At 71.7% G+C, this 24,749-nt stretch carries 25 protein-coding genes; 10 read left to right on the top strand and 15 right to left on the bottom strand.

The genetic code is table 11. The features are described 5' to 3' along the window. Positions 1-3: 3 nt before the first annotated feature. From AB0D74_RS15600 to AB0D74_RS15615, 4 genes are all read right to left on the bottom strand, one after another. Positions 4-954 (bottom strand): cytochrome c oxidase assembly protein, encoded by a 951-nt coding sequence (locus AB0D74_RS15600; protein WP_362585677.1) that lies wholly within the window; start codon positions 952-954, stop codon positions 4-6. A gap of 165 nt (positions 955-1,119) precedes the next feature. Continuing rightward, the gene (locus tag AB0D74_RS15605; protein WP_362585680.1) at positions 1,120-2,145 is read right to left on the bottom strand and encodes a 6-phosphofructokinase; all 1,026 of its coding nucleotides are present in this window, start codon (positions 2,143-2,145) and stop codon (positions 1,120-1,122) included. 180 nt (positions 2,146-2,325) lie between these two features. After that, complete coding sequence (locus AB0D74_RS15610; protein ID WP_351499378.1) at positions 2,326-3,054, bottom strand: glutamine amidotransferase; 729 nt, start codon at positions 3,052-3,054, stop codon at positions 2,326-2,328. A 20-nt stretch (positions 3,055-3,074) separates the two neighbouring features. Beyond that, positions 3,075-4,313: a MurT ligase domain-containing protein gene (locus AB0D74_RS15615; protein WP_362585684.1), complete on the bottom strand. Its 1,239-nt coding sequence runs from the start codon at positions 4,311-4,313 to the stop codon at positions 3,075-3,077. Positions 4,314-4,464: 151 nt separating this feature from the next. Between AB0D74_RS15615 and def the strand changes: the two genes are divergently transcribed. Continuing rightward, entirely contained in the window at positions 4,465-5,004 is a 540-nt protein-coding gene (gene def / locus AB0D74_RS15620) for a peptide deformylase (RefSeq protein WP_362585687.1), read from the top strand. A gap of 102 nt (positions 5,005-5,106) precedes the next feature. On the opposite strand, the gene AB0D74_RS15625 is transcribed toward def, so the two are convergent. Next, positions 5,107-5,751, bottom strand: a complete 645-nt coding sequence (locus tag AB0D74_RS15625; protein ID WP_362585690.1) for a TetR family transcriptional regulator — start codon at positions 5,749-5,751, stop codon at positions 5,107-5,109. 173 nt (positions 5,752-5,924) lie between these two features. Here AB0D74_RS15625 and AB0D74_RS15630 point away from each other — a divergent pair, with 173 nt between their 5' ends. Further along, positions 5,925-7,151, top strand: a complete 1,227-nt coding sequence (locus AB0D74_RS15630; protein WP_362585692.1) for an acyl-CoA dehydrogenase family protein — start codon at positions 5,925-5,927, stop codon at positions 7,149-7,151. Between the two features lie 115 nt (positions 7,152-7,266). Here the strand turns inward: AB0D74_RS15630 and AB0D74_RS15635 are convergent, their stop codons facing one another. From AB0D74_RS15635 to AB0D74_RS15645, 3 genes are read right to left on the bottom strand one after another with little or no spacing between them, the layout of a single operon-like run. After that, entirely contained in the window at positions 7,267-7,788 is a 522-nt protein-coding gene (locus AB0D74_RS15635; RefSeq protein WP_362585695.1) for a cupin domain-containing protein, read from the bottom strand. 7 nt (positions 7,789-7,795) lie between these two features. Beyond that, positions 7,796-9,058, bottom strand: a complete 1,263-nt coding sequence (locus AB0D74_RS15640) for a cytochrome P450 (protein WP_362585698.1) — start codon at positions 9,056-9,058, stop codon at positions 7,796-7,798. A gap of 2 nt (positions 9,059-9,060) precedes the next feature. Next, positions 9,061-10,128 carry a type III polyketide synthase gene (locus AB0D74_RS15645; RefSeq protein WP_362585700.1) on the bottom strand — a complete coding sequence of 356 codons (1,068 nt, stop codon included), beginning with the start codon at positions 10,126-10,128 and terminating at the stop codon, positions 9,061-9,063. A gap of 185 nt (positions 10,129-10,313) precedes the next feature. On the opposite strand from AB0D74_RS15645, the gene AB0D74_RS15650 reads away from it, so the two are divergent. Further along, positions 10,314-10,976 carry a transcriptional regulator gene (locus AB0D74_RS15650; protein WP_362585702.1) on the top strand — a complete coding sequence of 221 codons (663 nt, stop codon included), beginning with the start codon at positions 10,314-10,316 and terminating at the stop codon, positions 10,974-10,976. Between the two features lie 81 nt (positions 10,977-11,057). Here AB0D74_RS15650 and AB0D74_RS15655 read toward each other — a convergent pair whose 3' ends face one another. The 5 genes from AB0D74_RS15655 to AB0D74_RS15675 all read right to left on the bottom strand — a co-directional run bounded on the left by AB0D74_RS15655 (position 11,058) and on the right by AB0D74_RS15675 (position 15,969). Beyond that, positions 11,058-11,288, bottom strand: a complete 231-nt coding sequence (locus AB0D74_RS15655) for a DUF6213 family protein (protein ID WP_089105419.1) — start codon at positions 11,286-11,288, stop codon at positions 11,058-11,060. Between the two features lie 25 nt (positions 11,289-11,313). After that, complete coding sequence (locus AB0D74_RS15660; RefSeq protein ID WP_362585706.1) at positions 11,314-12,699, bottom strand: NADP-dependent succinic semialdehyde dehydrogenase; 1,386 nt, start codon at positions 12,697-12,699, stop codon at positions 11,314-11,316. 75 nt (positions 12,700-12,774) lie between these two features. After that, a complete protein-coding gene (locus AB0D74_RS15665; protein WP_362585709.1) occupies positions 12,775-13,242 on the bottom strand; it encodes an NUDIX domain-containing protein in 468 nt (155 codons plus the stop codon). Then, complete coding sequence (locus tag AB0D74_RS15670) at positions 13,239-14,777, bottom strand: ATP-dependent DNA ligase (protein ID WP_362585712.1); 1,539 nt, start codon at positions 14,775-14,777, stop codon at positions 13,239-13,241. The genes AB0D74_RS15665 and AB0D74_RS15670 overlap by 4 nt, the downstream gene beginning before the upstream one ends. A 229-nt stretch (positions 14,778-15,006) precedes the next feature. Then, a complete protein-coding gene (locus AB0D74_RS15675; protein ID WP_362585716.1) occupies positions 15,007-15,969 on the bottom strand; it encodes an NAD(P)/FAD-dependent oxidoreductase in 963 nt (320 codons plus the stop codon). A 69-nt stretch (positions 15,970-16,038) separates the two neighbouring features. Between AB0D74_RS15675 and AB0D74_RS15680 the strand changes: the two genes are divergently transcribed. The 6 genes from AB0D74_RS15680 (at position 16,039) to AB0D74_RS15705 (ending at position 21,353) form a co-directional block, all read left to right on the top strand. Next, complete coding sequence (locus tag AB0D74_RS15680; protein ID WP_362585719.1) at positions 16,039-16,611, top strand: XRE family transcriptional regulator; 573 nt, start codon at positions 16,039-16,041, stop codon at positions 16,609-16,611. 163 nt (positions 16,612-16,774) lie between these two features. Continuing rightward, positions 16,775-17,743, top strand: coding sequence for an NADPH:quinone oxidoreductase family protein (locus AB0D74_RS15685; RefSeq protein WP_362585722.1), 969 nt, complete (start codon positions 16,775-16,777; stop codon positions 17,741-17,743). Continuing rightward, positions 17,740-18,921, top strand: coding sequence for an acyl-CoA dehydrogenase family protein (locus AB0D74_RS15690; RefSeq protein ID WP_362585725.1), 1,182 nt, complete (start codon positions 17,740-17,742; stop codon positions 18,919-18,921). The genes AB0D74_RS15685 and AB0D74_RS15690 overlap by 4 nt, the downstream gene beginning before the upstream one ends. Beyond that, entirely contained in the window at positions 18,918-20,009 is a 1,092-nt protein-coding gene (locus tag AB0D74_RS15695; RefSeq protein ID WP_362585727.1) for an acyl-CoA dehydrogenase family protein, read from the top strand. The genes AB0D74_RS15690 and AB0D74_RS15695 overlap by 4 nt, the downstream gene beginning before the upstream one ends. 183 nt (positions 20,010-20,192) lie before the next feature. After that, complete coding sequence (locus tag AB0D74_RS15700) at positions 20,193-21,056, top strand: phosphatidylinositol-specific phospholipase C/glycerophosphodiester phosphodiesterase family protein (RefSeq protein ID WP_362585730.1); 864 nt, start codon at positions 20,193-20,195, stop codon at positions 21,054-21,056. Between the two features lie 102 nt (positions 21,057-21,158). Next, the gene (locus AB0D74_RS15705; protein ID WP_093505948.1) at positions 21,159-21,353 is read left to right on the top strand and encodes a hypothetical protein; all 195 of its coding nucleotides are present in this window, start codon (positions 21,159-21,161) and stop codon (positions 21,351-21,353) included. Positions 21,354-21,387: 34 nt separating this feature from the next. On the opposite strand, the gene AB0D74_RS15710 is transcribed toward AB0D74_RS15705, so the two are convergent. Further along, complete coding sequence (locus AB0D74_RS15710; protein WP_362585735.1) at positions 21,388-22,560, bottom strand: phosphodiester glycosidase family protein; 1,173 nt, start codon at positions 22,558-22,560, stop codon at positions 21,388-21,390. Positions 22,561-22,703: 143 nt separating this feature from the next. After that, positions 22,704-23,072: a DUF779 domain-containing protein gene (locus tag AB0D74_RS15715; RefSeq protein WP_362585738.1), complete on the bottom strand. Its 369-nt coding sequence runs from the start codon at positions 23,070-23,072 to the stop codon at positions 22,704-22,706. A gap of 341 nt (positions 23,073-23,413) precedes the next feature. On the opposite strand from AB0D74_RS15715, the gene AB0D74_RS15720 reads away from it, so the two are divergent. Next, complete coding sequence (locus AB0D74_RS15720) at positions 23,414-24,745, top strand: enolase C-terminal domain-like protein (RefSeq protein WP_362585741.1); 1,332 nt, start codon at positions 23,414-23,416, stop codon at positions 24,743-24,745. Positions 24,746-24,749: the final 4 nt, after the last annotated feature.

Below are 24,749 nucleotides of genomic sequence, written 5' to 3' on the forward strand. Positions count from 1 at the left end.
CGGTCAGCCCTCGCGTGCGTTCAGTGAGGCCAAATACGCGTTGTACGCCTCGAGCTCCTTGTCGCCGTCCCGGTCGGCGGCCCGGTCCGTGCGCCGGGCCTGACGCTGCTCGGAGCCGTACCACTGGAAGAGCAGGGCGATCAGCACCAGTACCGACGGGATCTCGCTGAACGCCCAGGCGATCCCGCCGGCCGCGTTCTGGTCGGAGAGCGCGTCGATGCCGAGCGAGGCGGGCGGGTTCTTGAAGGTCTCGACCATCGGCTCCGACGCCATCATCAACGCGATGCCGAAGAACGCGTGGAACGGCATGCCCGCGAACAGCTCCAGCATCCGCATGAGATACCCCGGCCGGTGCGGGCCCGGGTCGACGCCGATGATCGGCCAGAAGAAGACGACACCGACGGCGAGGAAGTGCACCATCATCGCGATGTGCCCGGCCTTCGAGCCCATCAGGAAGTCGAACAGCGGGGTGAAGTAGAGCGCGTACAGGCTCGCGATGAACAGCGGGATGGTGAAGGCGGGATGGGTGATGATCCGCATGTACCGGCTGTGCAGCAGGGCCAGCAGCAGCTCACGGGGCCCCTTCCGCCCCTTTCCGGCGACGGGCAGCGCACGCAGCGCGAGCGTCATCGGCGCGCCCAGCAGGATGAAGATCGGCGACAGCATGCTGATGACCATGTGCTGCACCATGTGCACGCTGAACATGACCATCCCGTAGTCGTTCAGCCTGGTGCACATCACGAGCATGATGGTCAGCACCCCGACGACGAACGACACCGTGCGCCCCACGGACCACGCGTCCCCGCGCCGCCACAGCCGCACCACACCCCACCCGTACAGCGCGAGCCCCGCGAGACACGCGACGAGGAAGAAGGGATCCGCCGACCACTCCAGCCCGCGCCCCAGCGTGAACGGCGGCAGATCCATCATCATGCCGTGCCCGCTGTGATCCATCCGTCGGCTCCTGATTCGTGGGGGGTTGTACGTTTACTGCCGACCCCAGATTAGAACCGCCCCCGGGCGCCTTTGCGACCGGGGGCACAGCAGCGCCCCGTCAGGGGCGCGGGGAACTGCGCGACCAGCCCCCACGCACCCGCAGACGACACACGACCGCACCCCCTAAAGCACGGTCTCCGCCTCGTCGTACCGCCCGGAGGGAACCGTCTTCAACGTCTCCACCGCTTCGGCCAACGGCACCATGACGATCTCCGTCCCCTGCAGCGCCGTCATGTGGCCGAACCTCCCCCCGTGCACCGCCTCCACCGCATGCCACCCGAACCGCGTCGCCAGCACGCGGTCGTACGCCGTCGGCGTGCCACCCCGCTGCACGTGCCCGAGGATGACCGGCCGCGCCTCCTTGCCGAGCCGCTGCTCCAGCTCGACGGAGAGCTGCCGGGCGATCCCGGCGAACCGCTCGTGACCGTAGATGTCCTTGCCGCCCTCGTCGAAGGCCATCGTGCCGGCCTTCGGCTTGGCACCCTCCGCCGCGACGACGATCGCGAACCGCTTGCCCGCCTCGAACCGCTCGCCGACCCGGCGGGCCAACTCCTCGATGTCGAAGGGCCGTTCCGGTACGACGATGGCGTGGGCGCCGGCCGCCATGCCGGAGTGCAGGGCGATCCAGCCGGTGTGCCGGCCCATGACCTCCACGACCAGCACCCGCTGGTGGGACTCGGCGGTGGTCTTCAGCCGGTCGAGGGCCTCGGTGGCGACCCCCACGGCGGTGTCGAAGCCGAAGGTCACGTCGGTGACAGCGATGTCGTTGTCGATGGTCTTCGGGACGCCCACGATCGGCAGACCCGCGTCGGACATCAGCCGGGCCGCCTTCAGCGTGCCCTCGCCGCCGATCGGGATGATCGCGTCGAGCCCGAGCTCGGCGACATGGCCCCTGGCCCGCTCCACGCCGTCACGCAGGTGCGAGGGCTGGACCCGGGACGATCCGAGGATGGTGCCGCCGCGGGCCAGGATGCCGGCCACGGCGTCGAGGTCGAGCTTGAGGTAGTCGCACTCCAGGAGGCCCTTCCAGCCGTCCCGGAAGCCGATGACCTCGTCGCCGTGGTCGGCGACGGCACGGTGCACGACGGACCGGATGACGGCGTTCAGGCCGGGGCAGTCGCCGCCGGACGTGAGGACACCAATGCGCATAGCCCGAAACAACCTTCTCCACGTGGGCCGGAGACCGGACCACGCTGTCCGGCTGACATCGCGGCCACCCTACCGGCGCAAGGGGGTCGTTCCGTACCGGGCGTCCGCCTGCTGGACGTGCCCGCACATGTGAGCGGACACCCTGTCAGGCGGGCCCGGAACCGGCCGTTCCGACGCAGCTCAGGCGGGCTGCTGGGCGGCTGCGATGCGCTCGTTGCGGAGCGCCTCGTACCAGCGGTCGTCGATCGGCGGCAGCGCGTTGACGTCCAGCGCCAGCTTCAGCAGCAGGTCGGCGATGAGCGGGTTGCGGGCGAGGACCGGCCCGTGCATGTAGGTGCCGAAGACGGTCTCGTTGTACGCGCCCTCCGTGCCGTCCCCGGTGCCGTTGCCCCGGCCCAGCTTGACCCGGGCGAAGGGGCGGGCGGTAGGGCCGAGCTGCGTGACGCCCTGGTGGTTCTCGAAGCCGGTCAGCGGGGGCAGGCCGAGCCGCGGGTCGATGTCGCCGAGGACGTCACCGACGCACCGCTCGCCGGTCCCGCGCACGGTCGTCACGTCGAGCAGGCCGAGGCCCGGCTCGCGCTGCCCGAGGTCGTTGATGAACTCGTGGCCGAGGATCTGGTAGCCCGCGCAGACGGAGAACACGATCGCGCCGTTCTCCACCGCCCGGTACAGGTGCCCGTCGCGGCGCAGCCGCTCGGCGGCGAGCCGCTGCGGACGGTCCTCGCCGCCGCCGATCAGGTAGATGTCGCCGGAGGTCGGGATCGGCTGGTCGCTGCGCACGTCGAGCCGGGCCACGTCCAGACCGCGCTGCCGGGCCCGCCGCTCCACGACGAGCGCGTTGCCCTGGTCGCCGTAGGTGCTGAGCAGGTCCGGGTAGATCCACACCAGCCGCAGTTGGTTGTCGCTCATGAACTGTTCGTCCTTCGTGGTCAGTTGCCGACGCGGCGGCGCAGGTCCTGGAACGCGGTGTAGTTCGCGATGACCTCGATCCGGCCGGGCGGGCACATCTGCACGGCCTGGTCGAGGGAGTCGCAGACCTGGAAGTGCTGGTTCGCGACCTCCAGCCGCACCGCGAGGTCCAGCTTGCGGTCGCCGAGGACGAAGATCGGGTGGCCGGTCAGGCGCGTGTAGTCCACGTCCCACAGCCAGGAGGTGTCGGTGCCGTCCGCGCCGCGCGCGTTCACCGAGAGGATCACCGGCGCCGGCGCCGGGTCGATCAGCGAGAACGTCTCCAGCCAGCCGGCCGGGTTCTTGGCAAGGAGCAGCCGCAGGTCGCGTCCCTGGAACTGCACGACGTCGTACCGTCCCGCGACGGCCTGCACCTGGTACATCCGCTCCAGGGCGACCTGCGGCGGCACCCCGAAGACGGCGGCGACGGCGGCCGACGAGGCGGCGTTCGCCTTGTTGGCGCGGCCCGGCAGCTGAAGGTGGATCGGCCAGGCGGACCCGTGCGGGTCGAGGACGTGGTCCCCGGAGAGCACCCAGCTCGGCGTCGGCCGCCGGAACCCGCACTCGCCGCAGAACCAGTCGTCGCCCGGGCGCTGCATCACGCCACCGCAGGACGGGCAGGACCAGGCGTCGTCCTTCCACATCTGCCCGGCGGCGACCCAGATCACGTTGGGGGAGGAGGACGCGGCCCAGACCACCAGCGGGTCGTCGCAGTTCGCCACGATGACGGCCTTCGACCCGGCCAGCCCCTCCCGCCAGTTCTCGGCGAGCATCCGGGTCTCGGCGGCCCGGTCGAGCTGGTCGCGCGAGAGGTTCAGCAGTGCGATGCACTTCGGGTCGGTGTCCCGGGCCACTCCGGCCAGGTACTTCTCGTCGACCTCGATCACGCCGAACTTGGACTCCGAGCCGCCTGCCAGCGCCGACGTGATGCCGGCCGGCATGTTGGCCCCGAGCGCGTTCGAGACGACCGGACCCGCGGCCTTCAGCGCCTCGGCGATGAGCCTGGTGGTGGTCGTCTTGCCGTTCGTCGCCGAGACGAGGGTCACGTCCAGGTTCTGGGCGAGCCGGGCGAGAAGGTCGGGGTCGAGTTTGAGCGCCACCCGGCCGCCGATCACGGATCCGCTGCCGCGCCCCGCGGCACGGGACGCCGCCGCGACCGCCTTGCCCGCGGTCACGGCGATCTTGGCCCGCGGCGTGAGCGGGTCCGAGTTGCCTGCCATCAGTTCTCGATCCTCCTTGCGTACGCGCCGCGCCTGAGCCATCCGGCAACGTGGTGTGCACCTCAGCCTATCGAGATCCATTCGCACACCCGAATTCCGGCCCATGCCTGCGCGGCGAGCAGGGGCCCATCCGAACCGTACCCTTGCGGCCATGCGACACGGTTCCATTCCGGGCGCCCGCGGGCGGGTCCGGCCTCTCACCCTGCTCGGCGACCCCGTCCTGCACGCCCGCTGCGCGGAGGTCACCGACTTCGGCCCCGAACTCTCCCGGCTGGTGGAGGACTTGTTCGCGACGATGTACGCGGCGGAGGGCGTGGGCCTGGCGGCGAACCAGGTGGGGGAGTCGCTGCGGGTGTTCGTCTTCGACTGCCCCGACGACGACGAGGTCCGCCACCTCGGTCACGTGGTCAACCCGCGCCTGGTGGCGGCGGACGGCGTGACCCTCCGTGGCCCGGAGGGCTGCCTGTCCCTGCCGGGCCTGGAGGCGGGCACGGAACGCTACGACCACGCGGTGGTGGAGGGCTTCACGGCGACGGGCGACCCGATCACGATCCACGGAACCGGCTTCTTCGCCCGCTGCCTCCAGCACGAGACCGACCACCTGGAGGGCCACGTCTACGCCGACCATGTCACGGGCTGGCGCAGGCGCAGGCTGATGCGACAGGTGGCCAGATCTTCTTGGAGCCGGTGAGCGGAAGCGCGCCCCAAAGGGGCGCTGGGGGTACCCCCGGCCGAAGGCTGGGGGAGGAACTGCGCGACCAGCCCCCACCGGCCGTGCGACGACGCACGACCTTCAGAACCCAGGACCTCCTATTTTGTCGCCCGCCGCAGCAAGCCGCCCCCACAGAAGGTCCGCCAAACTCTTCACCAGTTCCGCACGAGAGCAGGGCCGTTCCCCCAGCCACCAGTCCCCCGCCGCATGCATCATCCCGACGATCCCGTGCCCCCACACCCGCGCCAGCTGCTGACTGTTCGGCCCCAGGTCCAGCCGGTCCTCGATGACCTGCGCCAGCTCCTCGCCCATCCGCCGCAGCAGCGGAGCCGAGTGCTTGCCCACGTCGAACCCCTGGTCGGACCCGGTGCTGCCCTCCGCGGGGTGCATCAGGAACCGGTACACCTGGGGCCGCGCCTCGATCGCCGTGAGGTATGTGTCCAAGGTCGCCTCGACCCGCTCACGGCGCTCCGCGGGAGCGTCCAGCGCGGCCCGCAGCGAGTTCAGCAGCGCGTCCGTGTGCCGGGTGGCCAGCGCCGCGTACAGCCCGCTCTTGTCGCCGAAGTGGCGGTAGAGGATGGGTTTGGTGATGCCTGCCTCGGCTGCGATGGCGTTCATGGAAGCCTGTGGGCCGTCGCGCAGCACCACTCGGTCGGCGGCCTCCAGCAGCTCGCGCCGTCGGCGGTCGGCCGACCGCTGCTGTTCGGTCCGCTGCGTGGTGTCCATCTGCTCTCCCCACCCCGTGCTCTTATCGGTGACGCCTGCGCAAACTAACACCTGACGGCCATCTGCTCTCGAACTGGCTGCCGAGGTGACCTTGGGAGTTGACTTTTCCTACCGACGAGTAACAGACTCGGGTTACCGCTAGTAACACATTATGCGCCGCCGCTGGAGGGGTCATGGCCGAGTTCACCATGGAACTCAACGACGAACAGAAGGAGGTCCGGGACTGGCTGCACGGTTTCGCCGCCGACGTCATCCGTCCCGCAGCCGCCGAATGGGACGAGCGTGAGGAGACCCCCTGGCCGGTCATCCAGGAAGCCGCGAAGGTCGGCATCTACTCCCTCGACTTCTACGCCCAGCAGTACTTCGACCCCACCGGTCTCGGCATCCCGATGGCCATGGAGGAGCTGTTCTGGGGCGACGCGGGCATCGCCCTGTCCATCGTGGGCACGGGCCTCGCCGCCGTCGGCGTCCTCGCCAACGGCACCGAGGAGCAGATCGGCACCTGGATCCCCCAGATGTACGGCGACCCCAACGACGTCAAGGTCGCCGCGTTCTGTTCCTCCGAGCCCGACGCCGGCTCCGACGTCGGCTCGATGCGCACCCGGGCCGTCTACGACGAGGCCAAGGACGAGTGGGTGCTCAACGGCACGAAGACCTGGGCGACCAACGGCGGCATCGCCAACGTCCACGTCGTCGTCGCGGTCGTCGACCCGGAGCTCGGCTCCAAGGGCCACGCCTCCTTCATCGTCCCGCCGGGGACGCCCGGGCTGTCCCAGGGCCAGAAGTTCAAGAAGCACGGGATCCGCGCCTCGCACACCGCCGAGGTCGTCCTGGACGACGCCCGGGTGCCCGGGTCCTGCCTGCTCGGCGGCAAGGAGAAGCTGGACGAGCGCCTCGCCCGGGCCCGGGAGCGGGCGAAGTCGGGCGGTGAGCGCGTGAAGAACGCGGCGATGGCCACGTTCGAGGCCTCGCGGCCGGCCGTCGGGGCGATGGCCGTCGGCACGGCGCGCGCCGCCTACGAGGTCGCCCTCGACTACGCCGTGACCCGTGAGCAGTTCGGGCGGCCGATCATCGACAACCAGGGCATCGCCTTCCAGCTCGCGGACATGCGGACGGCCGTCGACGCGGCCCGGCTGCTGGTGTGGCGGGCCTCCTGGATGGCGATCAACGGGAAGCCGTTCACCGCGGCCGAGGGGTCGATGTCGAAGCTGTTCGCGAGCGAGACGGCGAAGAAGGTGACCGCCCAGGCGATCCAGATCCTGGGCGGCAACGGGTACACGCGGGAGTACCCGGTGGAGCGCATGCACCGGGACGCGGCGATCTACACGATCTTCGAGGGCACGAGTGAGATCCAGCGGCTGGTGATCGCCCGTACGCTGTCGGGGATGCCGATCCGGTAGCGCCGTGGGGGTGCGGGTGCGTTGCGGGCCCACGGTGCGTTGTGGTTGCTCGCGCAGTTCCTCCCCCAGCCTTCGGCCGGGGGTACCCCCAGCGCCCCTGACGGGGCGCTCCGCCTCACCGGTGCTTCAAAGGCGTGAGTTGTTCGATGTCGTAGCGCTTGCGGAGTACCTCGATCGCCTCGTGGTCCGGAGGGCCGCCGCTGCCCAGGATCTCCAGGAGCTCCTCGAAGTAGCGCTCGTGGTCGGGCGGCGGGGAGGACTGGAAGAACATCCGCGCCGGAGCGTCCGTCGGGTTGGCGAAGGCGTGGGGGCAGCCCGGGGGCACGGCGATCAGCGTGCCCGGGGTTGCCCGTACCACCCGCGTGCCCGAACTGGACTCCCACTTCTGCCAGTTGTCGGGGGTGCGGATGCGGGGCTCGAAGGCGAGGACGTCCAGCTCGCCTTCGAGGACGTAGAACAGTTCCTCGCTGCGGGTGTGCACATGGGCGCCCACGTCGAAGCCCGGCGGGACGTCCACCTCGAAGGTGGAGGCCGTCCGCGAGTGCGTTCCCGTCACCTTGAAGGTGACACGCTGGGCCGGCGTGTGGACCACGCGCCCGTGGCCCGGCGGTACGAGGAGTCCTTCGGTCGTGGTCATGGGCAGCTCACCAGGTCACCGGAAGGGTCTCGGGTCCCCGGATCAGCGCGCCCTTTCGGAAGGGCACCTGCTCCGGGGGTACGGCGAGCCGCATCCCGGGCAGCCGGTCGAGCAGGGCGTCGACGAGGAGTTCCTCCTCGAGCCTGCCGAGCTGGCCGCCGGGACAGTAGTGCGGGCCGAACCCGAAGGACACATGAGGGTTGGGGCTACGGGCGAAGTCGATCGTCTCGGGGTCCCGGAAGACGGCCGGGTCGCGGTTGGCGGCCAGGTACGAGACGTAGATCGCGTCGCCCGCGCGGATCCGGACGCCCTTGATCTCCACGTCCTGCGTGGCGATCCGGGACAGGCCGACCGCGCTGCGGTGCGGGATCCAGCGCAGGAGCTCGTCGATCGCCCGGGGGCGGATCGCCGGATCGGTGCGCAGCCGGTCGAGGAGCTCGGGGCGGGTCAGCAGCAGGTAGAACATCTGCCCGCTGTTGTTGGTGACCGCCTCGCCGCCGATCTGGAGGAGGACGGCCAGACCGACGGCCTCCTCCAGAGCGACCTCGCCGCGGCCCACCGCGGCGCCCAGCAGCGAGCACACGTCCTCGCCCGTGCTGTCCTCCCGCAGCCCGATCAGGTCGGCGAAGCAGGCCCGCATCTCGCGCTTGGCCTGCTCGCTGACCTCCTTGCCGTGGCTGGAGGACAGGATCAGCTGGGTCCACAGGTGCATGCTGTGCCGGTCGGCCGCCGGTACGCCCATCACCTCGCAGATCACCGCGATGGGGAACGGGCTGAGCACCGCCGACGTGAGGTCGGCGGGCGGCCCGTCCTGGACGAGCCCGTCGATGATCTCGTCCAGGACCAGGCGGGCCTTCTCCCGGACCCGCTCCACGCCCTTGGACGTGAGCGCGGGGGCCACCGTACGGCGCAACCGCGTGTGGTCGGGCGGGTCCAGGAAGCCGACCGCGCCCGGGTCCGGGATGAAGTGCGGGGCGAGCCGGGTGACCGGCTGCGCCATCACCGCCTCACGGCTGAACCGGGGGTCGTTGGCCACCCTGCGTACGTCGTCGTACCGGGTGACCAGCCACGCCCAGCCCTCGCCGTTGGGAAGCCGGATCCGGGTGACCGGACCCTCCCGCATCAGCTCGGCCAGGGTGGGGTCGAAGTCCACCCCCGCCAGGTCCGGCACTTCCCAGTGCCGGACCTGGCAGGCGGCCTCACCGGCTGCCTCGGCGGTGGCCTGCTCGGCCGCCTCGTCGGCGGGGTCGAGCGGTTCGGTGAGTGCCATCTCTACCGAGCCGCCTCTTCGCCCGGACGCCGCCAGCGACCCAGCGACATCTCCGCGGTGATGCCGGGACCGAACCCGGCCAGCAGGCCGCGCGCCTGGTGCTCGGCACCGCCCTCGTCGAACATCCGGCGCAGTGCGTCCAGGACGACGGCGCTCGCGATGTTGCCGTACTCGGTGAGCGTGGCCCGGCTGAACCGGAAGGCGTGCGGGTCGACCTGGAGGAACTTGCTCAGGTCGTCCAGGATGCGCGGCCCACCCGCGTGGACTATGTAGAAGTCCAGGTCGGAGGCGTCCCAGCCGTGCAGCCCCGCCAGGTCCTGTAGCGCCGGCGCCAGCGGCTCCATCGTCGCCGGGACCCGCTTGTCCAGCAGGAAGTGGAACCCGGTGGCCCGCACGTCGTACATGATCCACTCTTCGGTCTTCGGGATCAGGTACGAGCCGTTGCGTTCGAGCTCGACGCCCGTGCCGCCCTGGCCGCGGACCACGGCGGCGGCGATGCCGTCGCCGAAGAGGCCGTTGGAGAGCAGCGAGCCGATGCCGAGGTCGGTCGGCTGGTAGCACAGCGAGCAGAACTCGCAGGCCACGATGAGGGCGTTGGCGTTCGGGTACGCCGAGCAGAAGTCGTGCGCCCGGTTGATCGCCGCTCCGCCGGCCGCGCAGCCGAGCTGCGCGATGGGGATCTGGCGGGTGGTGGAGTCGAAGTCCATCTCGTTGATCAGCCACGCGGTGAGCGAGGGCATCATGAAGCCCGTGCACGAGACGTAGATGATCACGTCGATGTCGGTGGTGAGCAGCTCGGCGTCGTCGAGCGCTCGCTGGATGACTGCGGGGACCCGGGACTTGGCCTCGACCTCGTAGAGCTTGTTGCGCTCCTCGAAGCCGGGGTGCTTCAGGGTCTCCTCGATCGGCTGCACGATGTGCCGGGTGCGAACGCCCGTGTTCTCGATCAGTCTCAGCGCCAACGGCAGCTGCGGGTGGTTCTCGTGGTGGGAGCGCGCCAGTTCCAGCGTCTCCTCCATCGTGATCACGTACTCCGGGACCGACACTGAGGGTTTGCACAAAGTCGCCATGAACCGTGCCTGCTTTCAGCCTTCCGGTGGGTTTGGGCCCGACCGGTCAGAGAGGTGGTTCACCTCAGGAGGTGGTTCCCTCACGATCACCCGTGAGGGCGATGATCTCGCGCCGAACTACTCCGAACCGGTGACCCCGTGTCAGGGTCGGATCAGCACAGAGGTATCCCGACGAGGAGGACGCGATGCCCGGAACGGCCGCGGAAATGCTGAGAACGACCAGGTCAGAGCTGGCCCCGGAGCCGAACGCCAACCCATTGGTCCCCCTCGTGGCCAGCGGCCGGGCGAGCCTGGAGACACTCGCCGCACTTGCCCTGGAACAACACCGGGTGATCCCCGCCGACCGGCACGCGTTCCTGCATCTGGCGCAGCGCGCCTCCGGGGAGCCCGAGGCCGCCGGGTTCTTCACCATGCTCGCCGAGGGCGAGGAGCTGGCGGCAGAGCGGCTGGGCGCGTTCGCCGAGGCGTGCGACGTGGACGAAGAGCGCAGGCAGGCGTACGAGCCCCTGGCGGGCTGCCAGGCGTACCCGGCGTACATCTCCTGGCTCGCCCTCAACGCGGCCCCGGCGGACGCCGTCCTCGCCATCACGGCCAACTTCGCGACGTGGGGGACGTACTGCGCCGCCATCGCGCGGGGCCTGCGCGAGCACTACGGCTTCACCGACGAGGCCTGCGCCTTCTTCGACTTCTTCGCCGAACCGGCCCCGACCCTGGACGAGCAGGCCGAGGCAGCGGTGCAGGCGGGACTGGACACTGGCCGACTCGACACGAGCTCGGCGTACACCTACGGCCGCCTGCTCCAGGCCTATGAGGCGATGTTCTGGTCGGCGTTGGGCCAAACCCCCTAGGGGCGCGGGGCTGTGTCGATTTGCGGCTGCCGCCGCGTGGGCGCGACCAGCCCCACACAACCCGCACCCGCCGAACCACCCCTACTCCCCACTGCTATGGGCGATACAAGCCACGTCGATCCGATCGGCCAGCTTCGCCAGCTCGATGGTCAGCGCAGCCACCGTGTCCTCGTCCAGCCCACCCTCGTCGGCCTCCACCAGACGCAGCCACCGTGCCCCCAACGTCCGCAACAACTTACTCACGTCGGCCGCGGCCACCTGCAAGGTCCCGCGGTCGTCGACGATCAGAGGCAGGGTCACTTCGCGGTTCACACTCGGGATCGTAGTCGTGCAACCCTCACGCACCCTGCCAAACAGTCGTGATGTTGCAGAACTCCCGGATTCCGTGCCCGGACAGCTCACGGCCGTATCCGGACCGCTTCACCCCGCCGAACGGAAACGCCGGGTGGGAGGCGGTCATGCCGTTGACGAACACGCCGCCGGCCTCCAGATCCCGCACGAACCGGTCCACCTCGGCCTCGTCCCGCGTCCACACGTTCGAACTCAGCCCGAAGGGCGAGTCGTTGGCGATGAGGACCGCCTCGTCCAGGTCCGCGGCCCGGTACAGCGTGGCCACAGGACCGAACGCCTCCTCGCGGTGGATGCGCATGTCGCGGTGGATCCCGGCGAGGACGGTCGGCGGGTAGTACCAGCCGGGCCCCTCCGGCCGCTGCCCGCCGCACAGCACCTCCGCACCCGACCGCTTCGCGTCCTCGACCAGCTCCTCCAGGTCCGTGCGCCCCTGCGCGCTCGCCAGCGGTCCGACGTCCGTCGACTCGTCCATCGGGTCGCCCGTGCGCAGCGCGGCCATACCCGCCACGAACCGCTCCGCGAACGCGTCGTAGACGGCCGTGTGCACGATGAACCGCTTCGCGGCGATGCACGACTGCCCGTTGTTCTGCACGCGCGCCGTCACCGCGATCCTCGCGGCGCGGTCGATGTCCGCCGAGGGCATCACCACGTACGGGTCGCTGCCGCCCAGCTCCAGCACCGTCTTCTTGATCATCTCGCCTGAGGTGGCGGCGACCGCACGGCCCGCGGGCTCGCTGCCGGTGAGCGTCGCCGCCCGCACCCGCTCGTCGCGCAGGACGTCGTCGACCGCGCCCGAGCCGATCAGCAGGGTCTGGAAGCAGCCCTCGGTGAAGCCGGCCCGGTGGAACAGGTCCTCCAGGTACAGGGCGGTCTGCGGGACGTTGGACGCGTGCTTGAGCAGGCCCACGTTGCCCGCCATCAGTGCGGGCGCGGCGAACCTGACCACCTGCCAGAGCGGGAAGTTCCACGGCATCACGGCGAGCACCGGCCCGATGGGGCGGTACCGCACCCGCACCCGGGACGCGCCCGAGTCCTTCACGTCCGCGTCCGCCGGCTCCTCGTCGGCCAGCAGCTCCTCCGCGTGGTCGGCGTACCAGTGCATCGCCTTCGCGCACTTGGCGGCCTCCGCACGGGCCTGCTTCAGCGGCTTGCCCATCTCGGTGGTCATGGTGCGCGCGATGCCGTCCAGGTCGCCGTCGAGCAGGTCGGCGGCCCGGTGCAGCAGCCGGGCGCGTTCGGCGAAGGTGCTCGTGCGGTACGTGCGGAACGTCGCCTCGGCGAGTTCGAGCCGGCGTTCGAGCTCGTCCTCGTCCATGGCCTCGAACGTTTCGAGCGTCTCACCGGTCGCCGGGTTGACCGTCGCGATGGGCATGGCTGACCTCCCTGGGAGCGGGCTTGCTATGACCTTCCCGCGCGGCGGGGGCGACCGCAACGTAGGGGGCGCTGTTCAGCGCGTGTGCTCGGCCAGCCGGTCGAGAAACGCGGCCTGCGCCTCGACGATCACCTCACGGGCCCGGTCGGGGGTCAGCCAGGCCACCCGGTCCAGCTCGGGGAACTCCTGGATCCGGCCCGACCGCGGCGGCCACTCCATCACGAAGACGCCCGGCTCGACGGTGGCCGGGTCCAGGTCGGCCTCGACCGCCCACGCCGTGACGATCTTGCCGTTCGCCTGCCGGACCTCGCCCAGTTCGATCGCCTCCCCGTCCGGCGGCGCCAGGCCCAGCTCCTCCCGGAACTCGCGGCGGGCCGCCTCCCAGGCGGGTTCGTCCGGCCCGTACTCACCCTTGGGGACGGTCCAGGCGCCCGCGTCCTTCTTGGCGAAGAACGGCCCGCCCATATGGCCGAGCAGGACCTCAAGGCCTTCGCCGGTGTGCCGGAACAACAGCAGTCCGGCGCTGCGCTTCGGCTCCGTCAACGCCGTACCTCCGGGTGGGCGGCCAGCAGGGTCTCCACCGTATCGGCCTCCTCCGGCCTTTTGTCCTCGCGGTAGCGGACGACACGGGCGAAACGCAGGGTCACCCCGGCCGGATAGCGGGTGGACCGCTGGAGGCCGTCGTAGGCGATCTCGACGACGAGTTCGGGGCGTACGGTCACCACCCAGCCGTTGTCCGAGACCGCCAGCTCCCCGAGCCGGGCGGTCTGCCACTCCAGCAACGCGTCGGTCAGTCCCTTGAAGGTCTTGCCCAGCATGGCGAAGCTGCCGTCCGGGTTGCGGGCGCCGAGGTGGAGGTTGGAGAGCCTGCCGGTACGGCGGCCGTGGCCCCACTCGGCGGCCAGGACGACCAGGTCCAGGGTGTGGACGGGCTTCACCTTCAGCCAGGAGGCGCCCCGGCGGCCGGCGCTGTAGGGGGCGTCGAGGCCCTTGACGACCACGCCCTCGTGGCCGCGGTCCAGGGCGGCGGCGAGGAACTCCTCGGCGGCCGGCGTGTCGTCAGGACCGGACACCAGTGCCCGGCGGACCCGCATCGGCTCCGGGACCAGCCGGGCCAGTTCCGCGTGCCGTCCGGCGAAGGGCAGGTCGAGCAGGTCGCGGCCGTCGACCGCGAGGGCGTCGAAGAAGACGGGGGAGACCGGGACCTCCCGGGCCGCCTTCGCCACGTCCGTCCGGGAGCCGACCCGGCCCGCCGTCTCCTGGAAGGAGCGGGGCCGTCCGTCCGCGTCGAAGGAGATCACCTCGCCGTCCAGGACGAACCGGTCGCCGCCCAGCTCCCGCGCGGCGGCCGTCACCTCGGGCAGGCGGTCGGTGATGTCGTCCAGGGTGCGGGTGAAGACCCGTACCGTGTCGCCGTCCCGGTGGACCTGGACCCGGATGCCGTCCAGCTTCTCCTCGACCGCCGAGCCGCCGAGCTTCGCCACCGCCTCGGCGACCGAGGAGGCGGTATGGGCCAGCATGGGCAGTACCGGGCGGCCGACGGTGAGCCGGAAGCGCTCCAGGGCCGGCGGGCCGTCCGCCAGCAGCGCCGCAGCCACCGTCTGGAGGGAACCGGCGAGCATCACCGCCCGGCGCACGTCGGCCGGTTCCGCGCCGGTCGCCTGCGCGAGCCCTTCGACGGCGACCGCGTCCAGGGCGCCCTGCCGGACCTCACCGGTGATCAGCCCCAGCAGGAAGCGCTGCTCGTCCGCCGTCGCGGCCCCCATCAACTCGTCCACGATCCGGGCCCGTTCGGCCTGCGAACCGGCCCCCGAGACCTTGCCGAGCTCGCCGAGCCGGGCGTCGACCCCGCGGACCGTGAGGGAGGGTTCGGCGGCCGGCGGGACGGGCCGGCCGAGCACCTTCCAGCCGACGCCGAGACGGCCCTGCGGGAGCCGTCCTGCCAGGTAGGGGATGACGACCGGCACGTCGTCGGGCGCCGTCTCCCGGAAGAGCTCGGCGAGCAGCGCGGTCTTGCGGGACCTGGCCGCGGTGGCGGCGACCTCCCGGGACACTTCGGCGAGCCGGGTCAGCAGCATGCAGCCATGGTGCAACGAGCGGCGCCGGACCACACCCCGCCGGGCGTGCCCGGGGCGGATTCCGTCGGGCGGGCCCGGACCACACCCTGTAGGGCGTGCCTGGACCACACCCTGTCGGCCGTGCCCGGGGCGGACTCCGCCGAGCGTGCCTGGGTCGGATTTCGTCGGGCGTGCCTGGGCGGGACTTCGGTGGGCGGGCCCGGGGCGCAGTTCGGTGGGCGGGCGCGGGTTATGCCCGTGCCGCCGCGTCCAGGTCGGCGAAGAGCAGTTCGCCGTTGATCGCGGCGCCGGCCCGGTAGCCGCGGCTCGCCGCGTTGACCACCTGCTCGGCGAAACCGCTCGCGTTTCCGGCCGCCCACAGCCCGGGCACGGTCGTCAGGCCCCGTTCGTCGATCACCGGGTAGGCGCCGAAGGGGGTCTCCGTCAGCTCCGCGCCCAACTCGCGGAACAGGTCGTTCCGCGGGACCGGGCGGGGCGCGACGAACAGTGCCTCCCGGTCGTGCACGGTCCCTTCCGCGAGCCGTACGCCCGTCAGGCGGTCGTCCTCGATCCGCAGCCCGGCGACCTCGCCCGGCACCACCCGCACCCCGGCCGCGGCCAGCCGCCGCAGGTCGTCGTCGGTCAGCTCCGTCTCCTCGACCTGGTGCAGGAAGAGGGTCACGTCCTTGGACCACTGGGTGACCATCAGCGCCTGGTGCACGCTCATCGGGGTGGTGGCCAGCACGCCGAAGGCCTGGTCGCGGACCTCCCAGCCGTGGCAGTACGGGCAGTGCAGCACATCCCGGCCGAAGCGCTCGGCCACCCCGGGGACCGGCGGGAGCTCGTCCTTCAGCCCGGTGGCGACGACCAGCTGCCGGGCCCGGACCGTCCGCCCGCCCGCCAGCGTCACCGTGAACCCGTCCGCGCCGTCCGCGCCGTCCGCGCCGTCCTTCGTCGCGCCCACCGCCCGGTCCCGGACCAGCTCCACGCCGTACCGGGCGATCTCCTCCCGGCCGACCGCGAGGAACTCCGCGGGCGCCATGCCGTCCCGGGACAGGAAGCCCTGCATGTGGGCCGCCGGGGCGTTGCGCGGCTCGCCGGCGTCGACGACCAGGGTGCGGCGCCGGGCCCGGCCCAGGACCAGCGCGGCGGACAGACCGGCCGCGCCGCCTCCGACGACGACCACTTCGTACGTATCGGTCAAGGTGACCACCTCCGCGGCCGAGGGTGGCCCGGCCGCTGCCAGATTGACAAACGTCTTTGCCGAAACTGCAATGCAGCCATGACTACGGACGACGTCCTGGCAGGCGTGGGACCCCGGCTGCGCCGGATCCGCAAGGAGCGGGAGGTCACCCTCGCCGCCCTCTCCGAGACCACCGGCATCTCGGTCAGCACCCTGTCCCGGCTGGAATCGGGGCTGCGCAAGCCCAGCCTGGAGCTGCTGCTGCCGATCGCACAGGCCCACCAGGTGCCCCTGGACGAACTGGTCGGCGCCCCGCCGGCCGGCGACCCCCGGGTGCGGGCCAAGCCGATGGAGCGGTACGGCAGGACGTTCCTGCCGCTCACCCGGCAGCCCGGCGGCCTGCAGGCCTTCAAGGTGCTCGAACCCAAGCGGAAACTCGAACCCGAGCCGCGTACCCACGAGGGCTACGAGTGGCTCTACGTGCTGTCCGGGAAGCTGCGGCTGGTGCTCGGTGACCACGACGTCGTGCTGGGGGCGGGGGAGGCGGCCGAGTTCGACACCCGGGTGCCGCACTGGTTCGGGTCGACGGGGGAGGGGCCGGTGGAGTTCCTCAGCCTGTTCGGGCCGCAGGGGGAGCGGATGCACGTGCGGGCCCGTCCGAAGCGGGCGTGACGCATCCGGTCCGGCAATCCGGTCCGGCAATCCGGTCCGGCAATCCGGCCCGACGATTCCGGCGTTCCCCCGGGCGGCTGTTCCCTCCATGGCAAGCGACCGCTTAGTATGCGGTGGACCCCGGTCAGACGACGCAGTCGACGCAGTCCCGTGGAGGCACCGCATGCAGGCATGGCAAGTGCACGAGAACGGCGAGCCGAGCGAGGTGATGCGGCTCCAGGAGGTGGAGCGGCCCACGCCCGGCGACGGCCAGGTGCTGCTCAGGGTGCGTGCCGCCAACATCAACTTCCCGGACGTCCTGATGTGCCGGGGCCACTACCAGGTGCGCCCGCCGCTGCCGTTCACCCCCGGGGTGGAGATCTGCGGCGAGACCGAGGACGGGCGCCGGGTGATCGCCAACCCCGCGCTGCCGCACGGCGGTTTCGCCGAGTACGCGGTCGCCGACGCCGCCGCGCTGCTGCCCGCGCCGGACGCGCTGGACGACGCCGAGGCCGCCGCGCTGCACATCGGCTACCAGACGGGCTGGTTCGGCCTGCACCGCAGGGCGGCCCTGCAGGCCGGCGAGACGCTGCTCGTGCACGCCGCCGCCGGCGGGGTCGGCAGCGCGGCCGTGCAGCTCGGCAAGGCGGCGGGGGCGACGGTGATCGGTGTCGTCGGCGGGGCCGACAAGGCCGCCGTCGCCCGTGAGCAGGGCTGTGACGTCGTCGTCGACCGGCGTGCCGAGGACGTCGTCGCCGCCGTCAAGGAGGCCACCGGCGGCCGGGGCGCCGACGTGATCTACGACCCGGTCGGCGGCGAGGCCTACACCCAGTCCACCAAGGTGGTCGCCTTCGAGGGCCGGATCGTGGTCGTCGGTTTCGCCAGCGGCACCATCCCCAGCCCGGCGCTCAACCACGCCCTGGTGAAGAACTACTCCATCCAGGGCCTGCACTGGGGCCTGTACGCGACCAAGAACCCCAAGCTGATCCTGGAGTGCCACCGGCAGCTCACCGAACTGGCCGCCAAGGGCGCCATCAAGCCCCTGGTGAGCGAGCGGGTCCCGCTGTCCGAAGCCGCCGCGGCCGTGCAGCGGGTCGGCGACGGCGTCACCACCGGCCGGGTCACCATCGTGCCGAACGGAGCCGCAGCATGACCGACGCCGCCGAACTCCAGCGCCGCACCGCCGAGTTGCTGGCCGCGTATCCGGTGGAGAACACCGATCGGCTCGACTTCCTCAAGGCCCGCTTCGACGCCGGACTCGCCTGGGTGCACTATCCGGAAGGCCTCGGCGGACTCGGTGCCCCCCGCTCCCTCCAGGTCGTCGTGGACGCGGAGCTGGAGGCCGCCGGCGCCCCCGACAACGACTCGCGCCGCAACGGCATCGGCCTCGGCATGGCCGCGCCGACCATCCTGAAGTACGGCACCGAGGAACAGAAGCAGCGCTACCTGCGACCGCTGTGGATCGGCGAGGAGGTCTGGTGCCAGCTGTTCAGCGAGCCCGGCGCCGGCTCCGACCTGGCCGCGCTGGGCACCCGGGCCGTGCGGGAAGGCGACGAGTGGGTCGTCAACGGGCAGAAGGTGTGGACCTCCGGCGCGCACAACGCCCGCTGGGCCATCCTCATCGCCCGCACCGACCCGGACGTGCCCAAGCACGCGGGTATCACCTACTTCATCTGCGACATGACCGACCCCGGCGTCGACGTCCGCCCGCTGCGGCAGATCACCGGCGAGGCCGAGTTCAACGAGGTCTTCCTCACCGACGTCCGGATCCCCGACTCCCGCCGCCTCGGCGCGATCGGCGACGGCTGGCGGGTCGCGCAGACCACGCTGAACAACGAGCGCGTCGCGATCGGCGGCATGCGGCTGCCCCGCGAGGGCGGCATGATCGGCCCGGTCGTGAAGACCTGGCGCGAACGCCCCGAACTGCGCACCCACGACCTGCACCAGCGGCTGCTGAAGCTGTGGGTGGAGTCCGAGGTCGCCCGCCTCACCGCCGAGCGCCTGCGCCAGCAGCTGGTCGCCGGACAGCCCGGTCCCGAGGGCGCCGGCATGAAGCTCGCCTTCGCCCGCCTCAACCAGGAGATCAGCGGCCTTGAGGTCGAACTCCGGGGCGAAGAGGGCCTGTTGTACGACGACTGGACCATGCGCCGGCCCGAACTGGTCGACTTCACCGGCCGCGACGCCGGATACCGCTACCTCCGGGCCAAGGGCAACAGCATCGAGGGCGGGACCAGCGAGGTCCTGCTGAACATCGTCGCCGAGCGCGTCCTGGGCCTGCCGGCCGAACCGCGCACCGACAAGGACGTCGCGTGGAAGGACCTCGCCCGATGACAACGCAGAGCACCCAGCCCGACCTGCTGTACTCGGAGGAGGAAGAGGCGCTGCGCGCCGCGGTGCGGGACCTGCTCGCCGACCACTGCGACGCGCCGGGCGTCATCGCCCGTACCGAGTCGGACACCCCGCACGACGCGGCGGCCTGGAAGGCCCTCACCGAGGGCATGGGCCTCGCCGGCCTGCTGGTCCCCGAGGAGCTGGGCGGCCAGGGTGCCTCGCACCGCGAGGTCGCCGTCGTCCTGGAGGAGCTGGGACGGGCGGTCGCGCCGGTGCCGTATCTGACCAGTGCCGTGGTGGCGACCGAGGCGCTGCTGGCCTGCGGCGACGGGCAGTTGCTCGGGAAGCTGGCGTCCGGGCGGACCGTCGGGGCGCTGGCGGTGGGGCTGCACGTGGCTCCGGGCGGCGAGTTCAGGACCGCACGTGTCGAAGACGGGCGTCTGCACGGCGAGTTGACCGGGATCGCGGACGCGGTCGCGGCCGACGTGCTGCTGGTGCCCGGCGACGACGGCGGACTGTACGCGGTCGAGGCGGGCGCGGTGACCGTCACCCCGCAGGTGTCCTTCGACCTGACCCGGCCGCTCGCCACGGTGACCCTGGACGGGGCGGCCGGGCGGCGTGTGGGCGACGCGGAGCCGGCGGTACGGCGTGCCCTGCGGGCCGGGGCCGGGCTGCTGGCCGCCGAGCAGTTCGGCGTCGCCGAATGGGCGCTGACCGAGACCGTGCGGTACCTCAAGGAGCGCAAGCAGTTCAACCGGCCGGTGGGCGGGTTCCAGGCGATCAAGCACCGGCTGGCGCAGCTGTGGCTGGAGGTCGTGAACCTTCGGGCCGCCGCGAGGGGTGCCGCCGATGCGCTGGCCTCCGGCGGGGACGCCGATGTGCTGGTGGCCGTTGCGCAGGCGTATGCGGCGCCGGTCGCCGTACATGCGGCCGAGGAGGCGCTGCAGTTGCATGCGGGGATCGGGATGACCTGGGAACATCCGATCCATCTGTATCTGAAGCGGGCCAAGGCGGACTCGATTGCTTTTGGTACGGCGGGGGCGCATCGGGAGGCCCTGGGCGCGCTGGTCGATCTTCAGGCGCCCTGATTTTCGGTTGTCGGGTGCGGGTGCGTGGGGGCTGGTCGCGCAGTTCCCCGCGCCCCTGGCGGGGGCGCCTGAAGTGAACCTGGGACGGCAGTCCAGCCAACTCCCTGCGCGTATAAACCAATTGGGCACTGTTCGCACGCATACTCCCTTGGGTCACTCATGGCCCTACAAGGGAGGCAGAGCATGGCCCTCACCACCCGTCGCAGAGCCCTCACCACCCTCGGTGCCGCCCTCGCCGGCGCCGTCGTACTGCCCGGCGCGCAGGCCTGGGCGGGCGGCGGTCGGCGTGGTCGGCGACCGCTGTGGCGTGCCCACGCCCACAACGACTACGAGCACACCCACCCCCTGTACGACGCCCTCGGCCACCGGTTCGGGAGCGTCGAGGCCGACATCTTCCTCGTCGGCGACCAGCTCCTGATCGGCCACACCGCGGACGACCTCGACCCGAGCCGCACCCTCGAATCCCTGTACCTCGACCCGCTGGCCGCCATCGTCAAGGCCAACCACGGTTCCGTGTACCGGGGTTGGCACCGGCCGGTGCAGTTGCTCATCGACATCAAGACGGAGGGCTCCTCGACCTACCTGGAGCTCGACCGGCACCTGCGGCGCTACCCGCACCTGTTCACCACCTACGCCCACGGCCGGGTGATCCCCGGTGCCGTCACCAACGTCATCTCCGGTGACCGCGCCGCGCGCACGCCGATGGAGGCGCAGACCGTGCGCCGGGCCTTCTACGACGGCCGGCTCACCGACCTCGGCACCTCGGCGCCCGCCTCCTTCGTCCCGCTGATCAGCGACAACTGGCAGCTCAACTTCACCTGGCTCGGCGAGGGCGCGTTCCCCGACGCCGAGCGGCAGAAGCTGCTCGACATCATCGGCCAGGCGCACGCGCACGGTCAGACGGTGCGCTTCTGGAACACCCCCGACATGGCCGGCCCCGCCCGCGACGCGCTGTGGAGCGAGCTGTTCGCCGCCGGCATCGACTACTTCAACACCGACGACCTGGCAGGCCTGGAGGCCTTCCTGGACGCCCACGCGGCGTCGTAAGACCACTCGAACGGGGGCCGTGTCAACCGCACGGGCCAACCCTCCGCTACGCCACACTTGCGGCCGAACGCCCCGGAACGGGCGTGGCGGAGGAGGTTCGCGATGGCCGTTTCCATCTCTGTGGTGCTGCTGCTCCTGTTGCTGGCCGTGATCTTCATGCGCCAGGGCGCGCTGAAGATCTCACACGCCCTGGTCTGCATGCTGTTCGGGTTCTTCCTGGCCAGCACCAGCATGGCGCCGACCATCACCAGCGGGCTCACCGCCACTGCCGACCTGGTCAGCAGTCTGCGGCCCTGAGCCGGCCGCCGGGGTCGGCCGGCTCAGGGTTCCGTCAGGGTTTCCAGAACACCCCGATCCCGTTGGCCACGGCGCGTTCCGGGCTCTCGGTCGGGTGGTTGAGCACGCTCACCGACTTCGCCCCCGCGGTGCGGGCCACCATCGTCGTGGAGCCGCCGCCGTCCAGGCTGAACGCGTCGACCGCCCCCAACTGCCGCATCTCGGCGGCGACTTCGGCGATGGTCAGCCCACTGCGGTAGGCCGTCGCGCCGTCCAGCGCGAGCAGCAGCAGCCTGCGCCCGCCGTTCGCGTACCCGACGGCCGTGCGCACGGCCGCGGTGGTGTCGTTCAGGCCGGCCAGCGGCTCGCCGTCGCGCAGCACCGGATAGCCGCCGACGGCGAAGCGGTACGGGATCCTGGCGGCGGACGCCACCAGGTGCTCGCGCACCGTGACCCGTTCGCCCCTGGTGAGGGCGCGCAGCCTGTCCGCGCCCGCCTCCCGGCCCAGCAGGACGGTCGTCCCCGTGGCGATCGCGCCGCTGCCCGGGGTGCCGGACGTGGCGACGACCTTGCCGGCGCGGACCTGCACCTCGTAGGTGTCCGTGCTGCACCCGGCGGCCCGGTCGGTGTCCGAGCCGCAGGTGGCGCGCTTGCGGGAGGCCGAGCCCCAGGCGGCGGTGTAGGCGCCCACCGACCCCTGCGCCAGGGCGTACTGGTTGAGCCCCCGCAGCGCCAGGGTGGCGTCCGGGGTGCGGACCGTGCCGACGAGCGTCAGCCGGTCCAGCCGGGCCCGGCGGTCCACGCCGACGCCGAAGACGGCGGTGGTGTCGGTGCCGGGCGGCAGCGAGGGCCCGAACCGCTGGGCCGTCGGCACCGCCGCCTTGAGCACCCTGCCGTGCGCGATCGCCGGGCCGACGCTCGCGCCGGTCGCCGCGACGCCCGGGTGCTGGGTCTCGGTGATGTTGAAGAAGTCGCCGTTCACGCCCGCGACCGCGCCCGCCGCGTCCGCCATCGTGGACACCCGCGACCGCGCGGCCACCGCGCCCGGCGAGAGCAGGTCCACGTGGACGTGCGGGTCGGTCAGGTCGACGGTCAGCAGATGGACGTGGACCGTGCCCTTGGCGGCCGGGAGGTCGAACTGCCGGTAGGCGACGCCGGACGCGATCCGTTTGGCCTCCGACGCGGCGCCGGCCGGTGCCGCCCCCGCGAGGGCCGCACCGGCCAGCACGCCGGACGTGGTGAGAATCGTGCACAGGTTTCGGGTCGTCGCTGCAAGCCGTCTCCGACGATGCGTCACCGCACCCCCTGATGTCTCGTCAAGTTCCTGAGGACACAGGGAAGTGCAGCAGACCGGAGTGACCGGCGGGGCGGCTAGCCGTCGACTACGCGAGAACGGGTGAGGAAACGCACCCCCTCGGGTGCCTCCAGGGAGAAACCGCTCCCCCGTCCGGGTACCACGTCCACGATGAGCCGGGTGTGGCTCCACGCCTCGTACTGGCTGCGGGACATCCAGAAGGTGACCGGCTCCTCGACCCCGTCCACCGCCAGCTCGGCCAGCAGCACGTCCGAGCCGCCGGTGCGGAACTCGCCGTCCGGATAGCACATGGGCGCACTGCCGTCGCAGCAGCCGCCGGACTGGTGGAACATCAGCGGGCCGTGCTCGGCGCGCAGCCGGCGCACCAGTTCGGCCGCCTCGGGGGTGAGTTCTACGCGTGCGGGAGCCGCTGTCCGGTCGTCCATGGTCACCCTCCCGGGCCGGGTCGTCGGATCCTCCCCAGTCTCACGCCCGGTCACCGACGCGTCCAGCACCCGTCGTTGGACTCCTCGGTGCACAGCGCCGTCGCCGTGCCGCCGAGGACGAGGAACAGCAGCTCGGGCATCCGGGATACGTCGACCGGCGGCCGTCGAGGGACCCGGCCGGCAGGGCGGCGGGAGCGCTGGGGCTCTCGCTCGCGCACACCCATTGACCCGAGCACGTCCGCATCCATAACCTCCATCTCCGTACGTAGATGTAGTCTCTGTATGCAGGCGCCCTTCACGACCGTGGACGGGGCGCCCGGTACCCGAAGGACATGTCGCCCATGAGTCAGCCCGTCGTCACCCGCTTCTCCGTGTATCCGGTGGCAGGCCGGGACTCGATGCTGCTCAACCTCTCCGGCGCGCACGCCCCGTACTTCACCCGCAACGTCGTGGTCGTCGAGGACTCCGAGGGCCGGACCGGGCTCGGCGAGGTGCCCGGCGGGGAGGCGATCACCCGGACCCTGCGGGATGCCGCGCCCCTGGTCGTCGGGGCCCGGCTGGGCGACCACAAGCGGGTGCTGCGGGCCGTGGGGGAGAAGTTCGCGGGGCGGGACGCCGGCGGACGCGGTGCGCAGACCTTCGACCTGCGCACCACCGTGCACGCCGTCACCGCGGTGGAGTCCGCTCTCCTCGACCTGCTCGGCCAGCACCTGGAGGTACCCGTCGCCGCCCTGCTCGGCGACGGCAAGCAGCGCGACTCGGTCCGCGTCCTCGGCTACCTCTTCTACGTCGGCGACCCCGGCCGCACCGACCTCGACTACCTCCGGGAACCCGACTCCGACGTGCCCTGGTACCGCATCCGCCGCGAGGAGGCCCTCACCCCGGAGGCGATCGTCCGGCAGGCAGAGGCGGCCTACGACCGCTACGGCTTCCGGGACTTCAAGCTCAAGGGCGGCGTGCTGCCGGGCACCGAGGAGGTCGAGGCCGTCCGGGCGCTGAAGGACCGCTTCCCCGAGGCCCGGATCACCCTCGACCCCAACGGCGCCTGGTCCCTGCGCGAGGCCGTCGAGCTGTGCCGCCCGCTGCTCGGCACCCTCGCCTACGCCGAGGACCCCTGCGGGGCCGAGGCGGGCTACTCCGGCCGGGAGATCCTCGCCGAGTTCCGCCGGGCCACCGGGCTGCCCACCGCGACCAACATGATCGCCACCGACTGGCGGCAGCTCACCCACGCCCTCGCCCTGCAGTCGGTGTCGATCCCGCTGGCGGACCCGCACTTCTGGACCATGCAGGGGTCGGTCCGGGTGGCCCAGCTCTGCCACGAGACGGGGCTCACCTGGGGCTGCCACTCCAACAACCACTTCGACATCTCGCTCGCCATGATGGCGCACTGCGGTGCCGCGGCCCCCGGCGAGTACAACGCCCTGGACACGCACTGGATCTGGCAGGAGGGCCAGGAGCGGCTCACCGTCGAGCCGCCGAGGATCTCCGGCGGCGAGGTCGCCGTCACCGACGCCCCCGGACTCGGCGTCCGGCTCGACATGGACCGGCTGCTCGCGGCCCACGCCCGCCACGAGGAGCTGAACCTCGGCGCGGTTCGTGACGACGCGGCCGGGATGCAGTACCTCGTGGCGGACTGGGCCTTCGACGCCAAGCGGCCCTGCCTGGTGCGGTGAGCCG

This window comes from Streptomyces sp. NPDC048278 (assembly GCF_040652195.1).
In the GTDB taxonomy this organism is placed as follows: domain Bacteria; phylum Actinomycetota; class Actinomycetes; order Streptomycetales; family Streptomycetaceae; genus Streptomyces.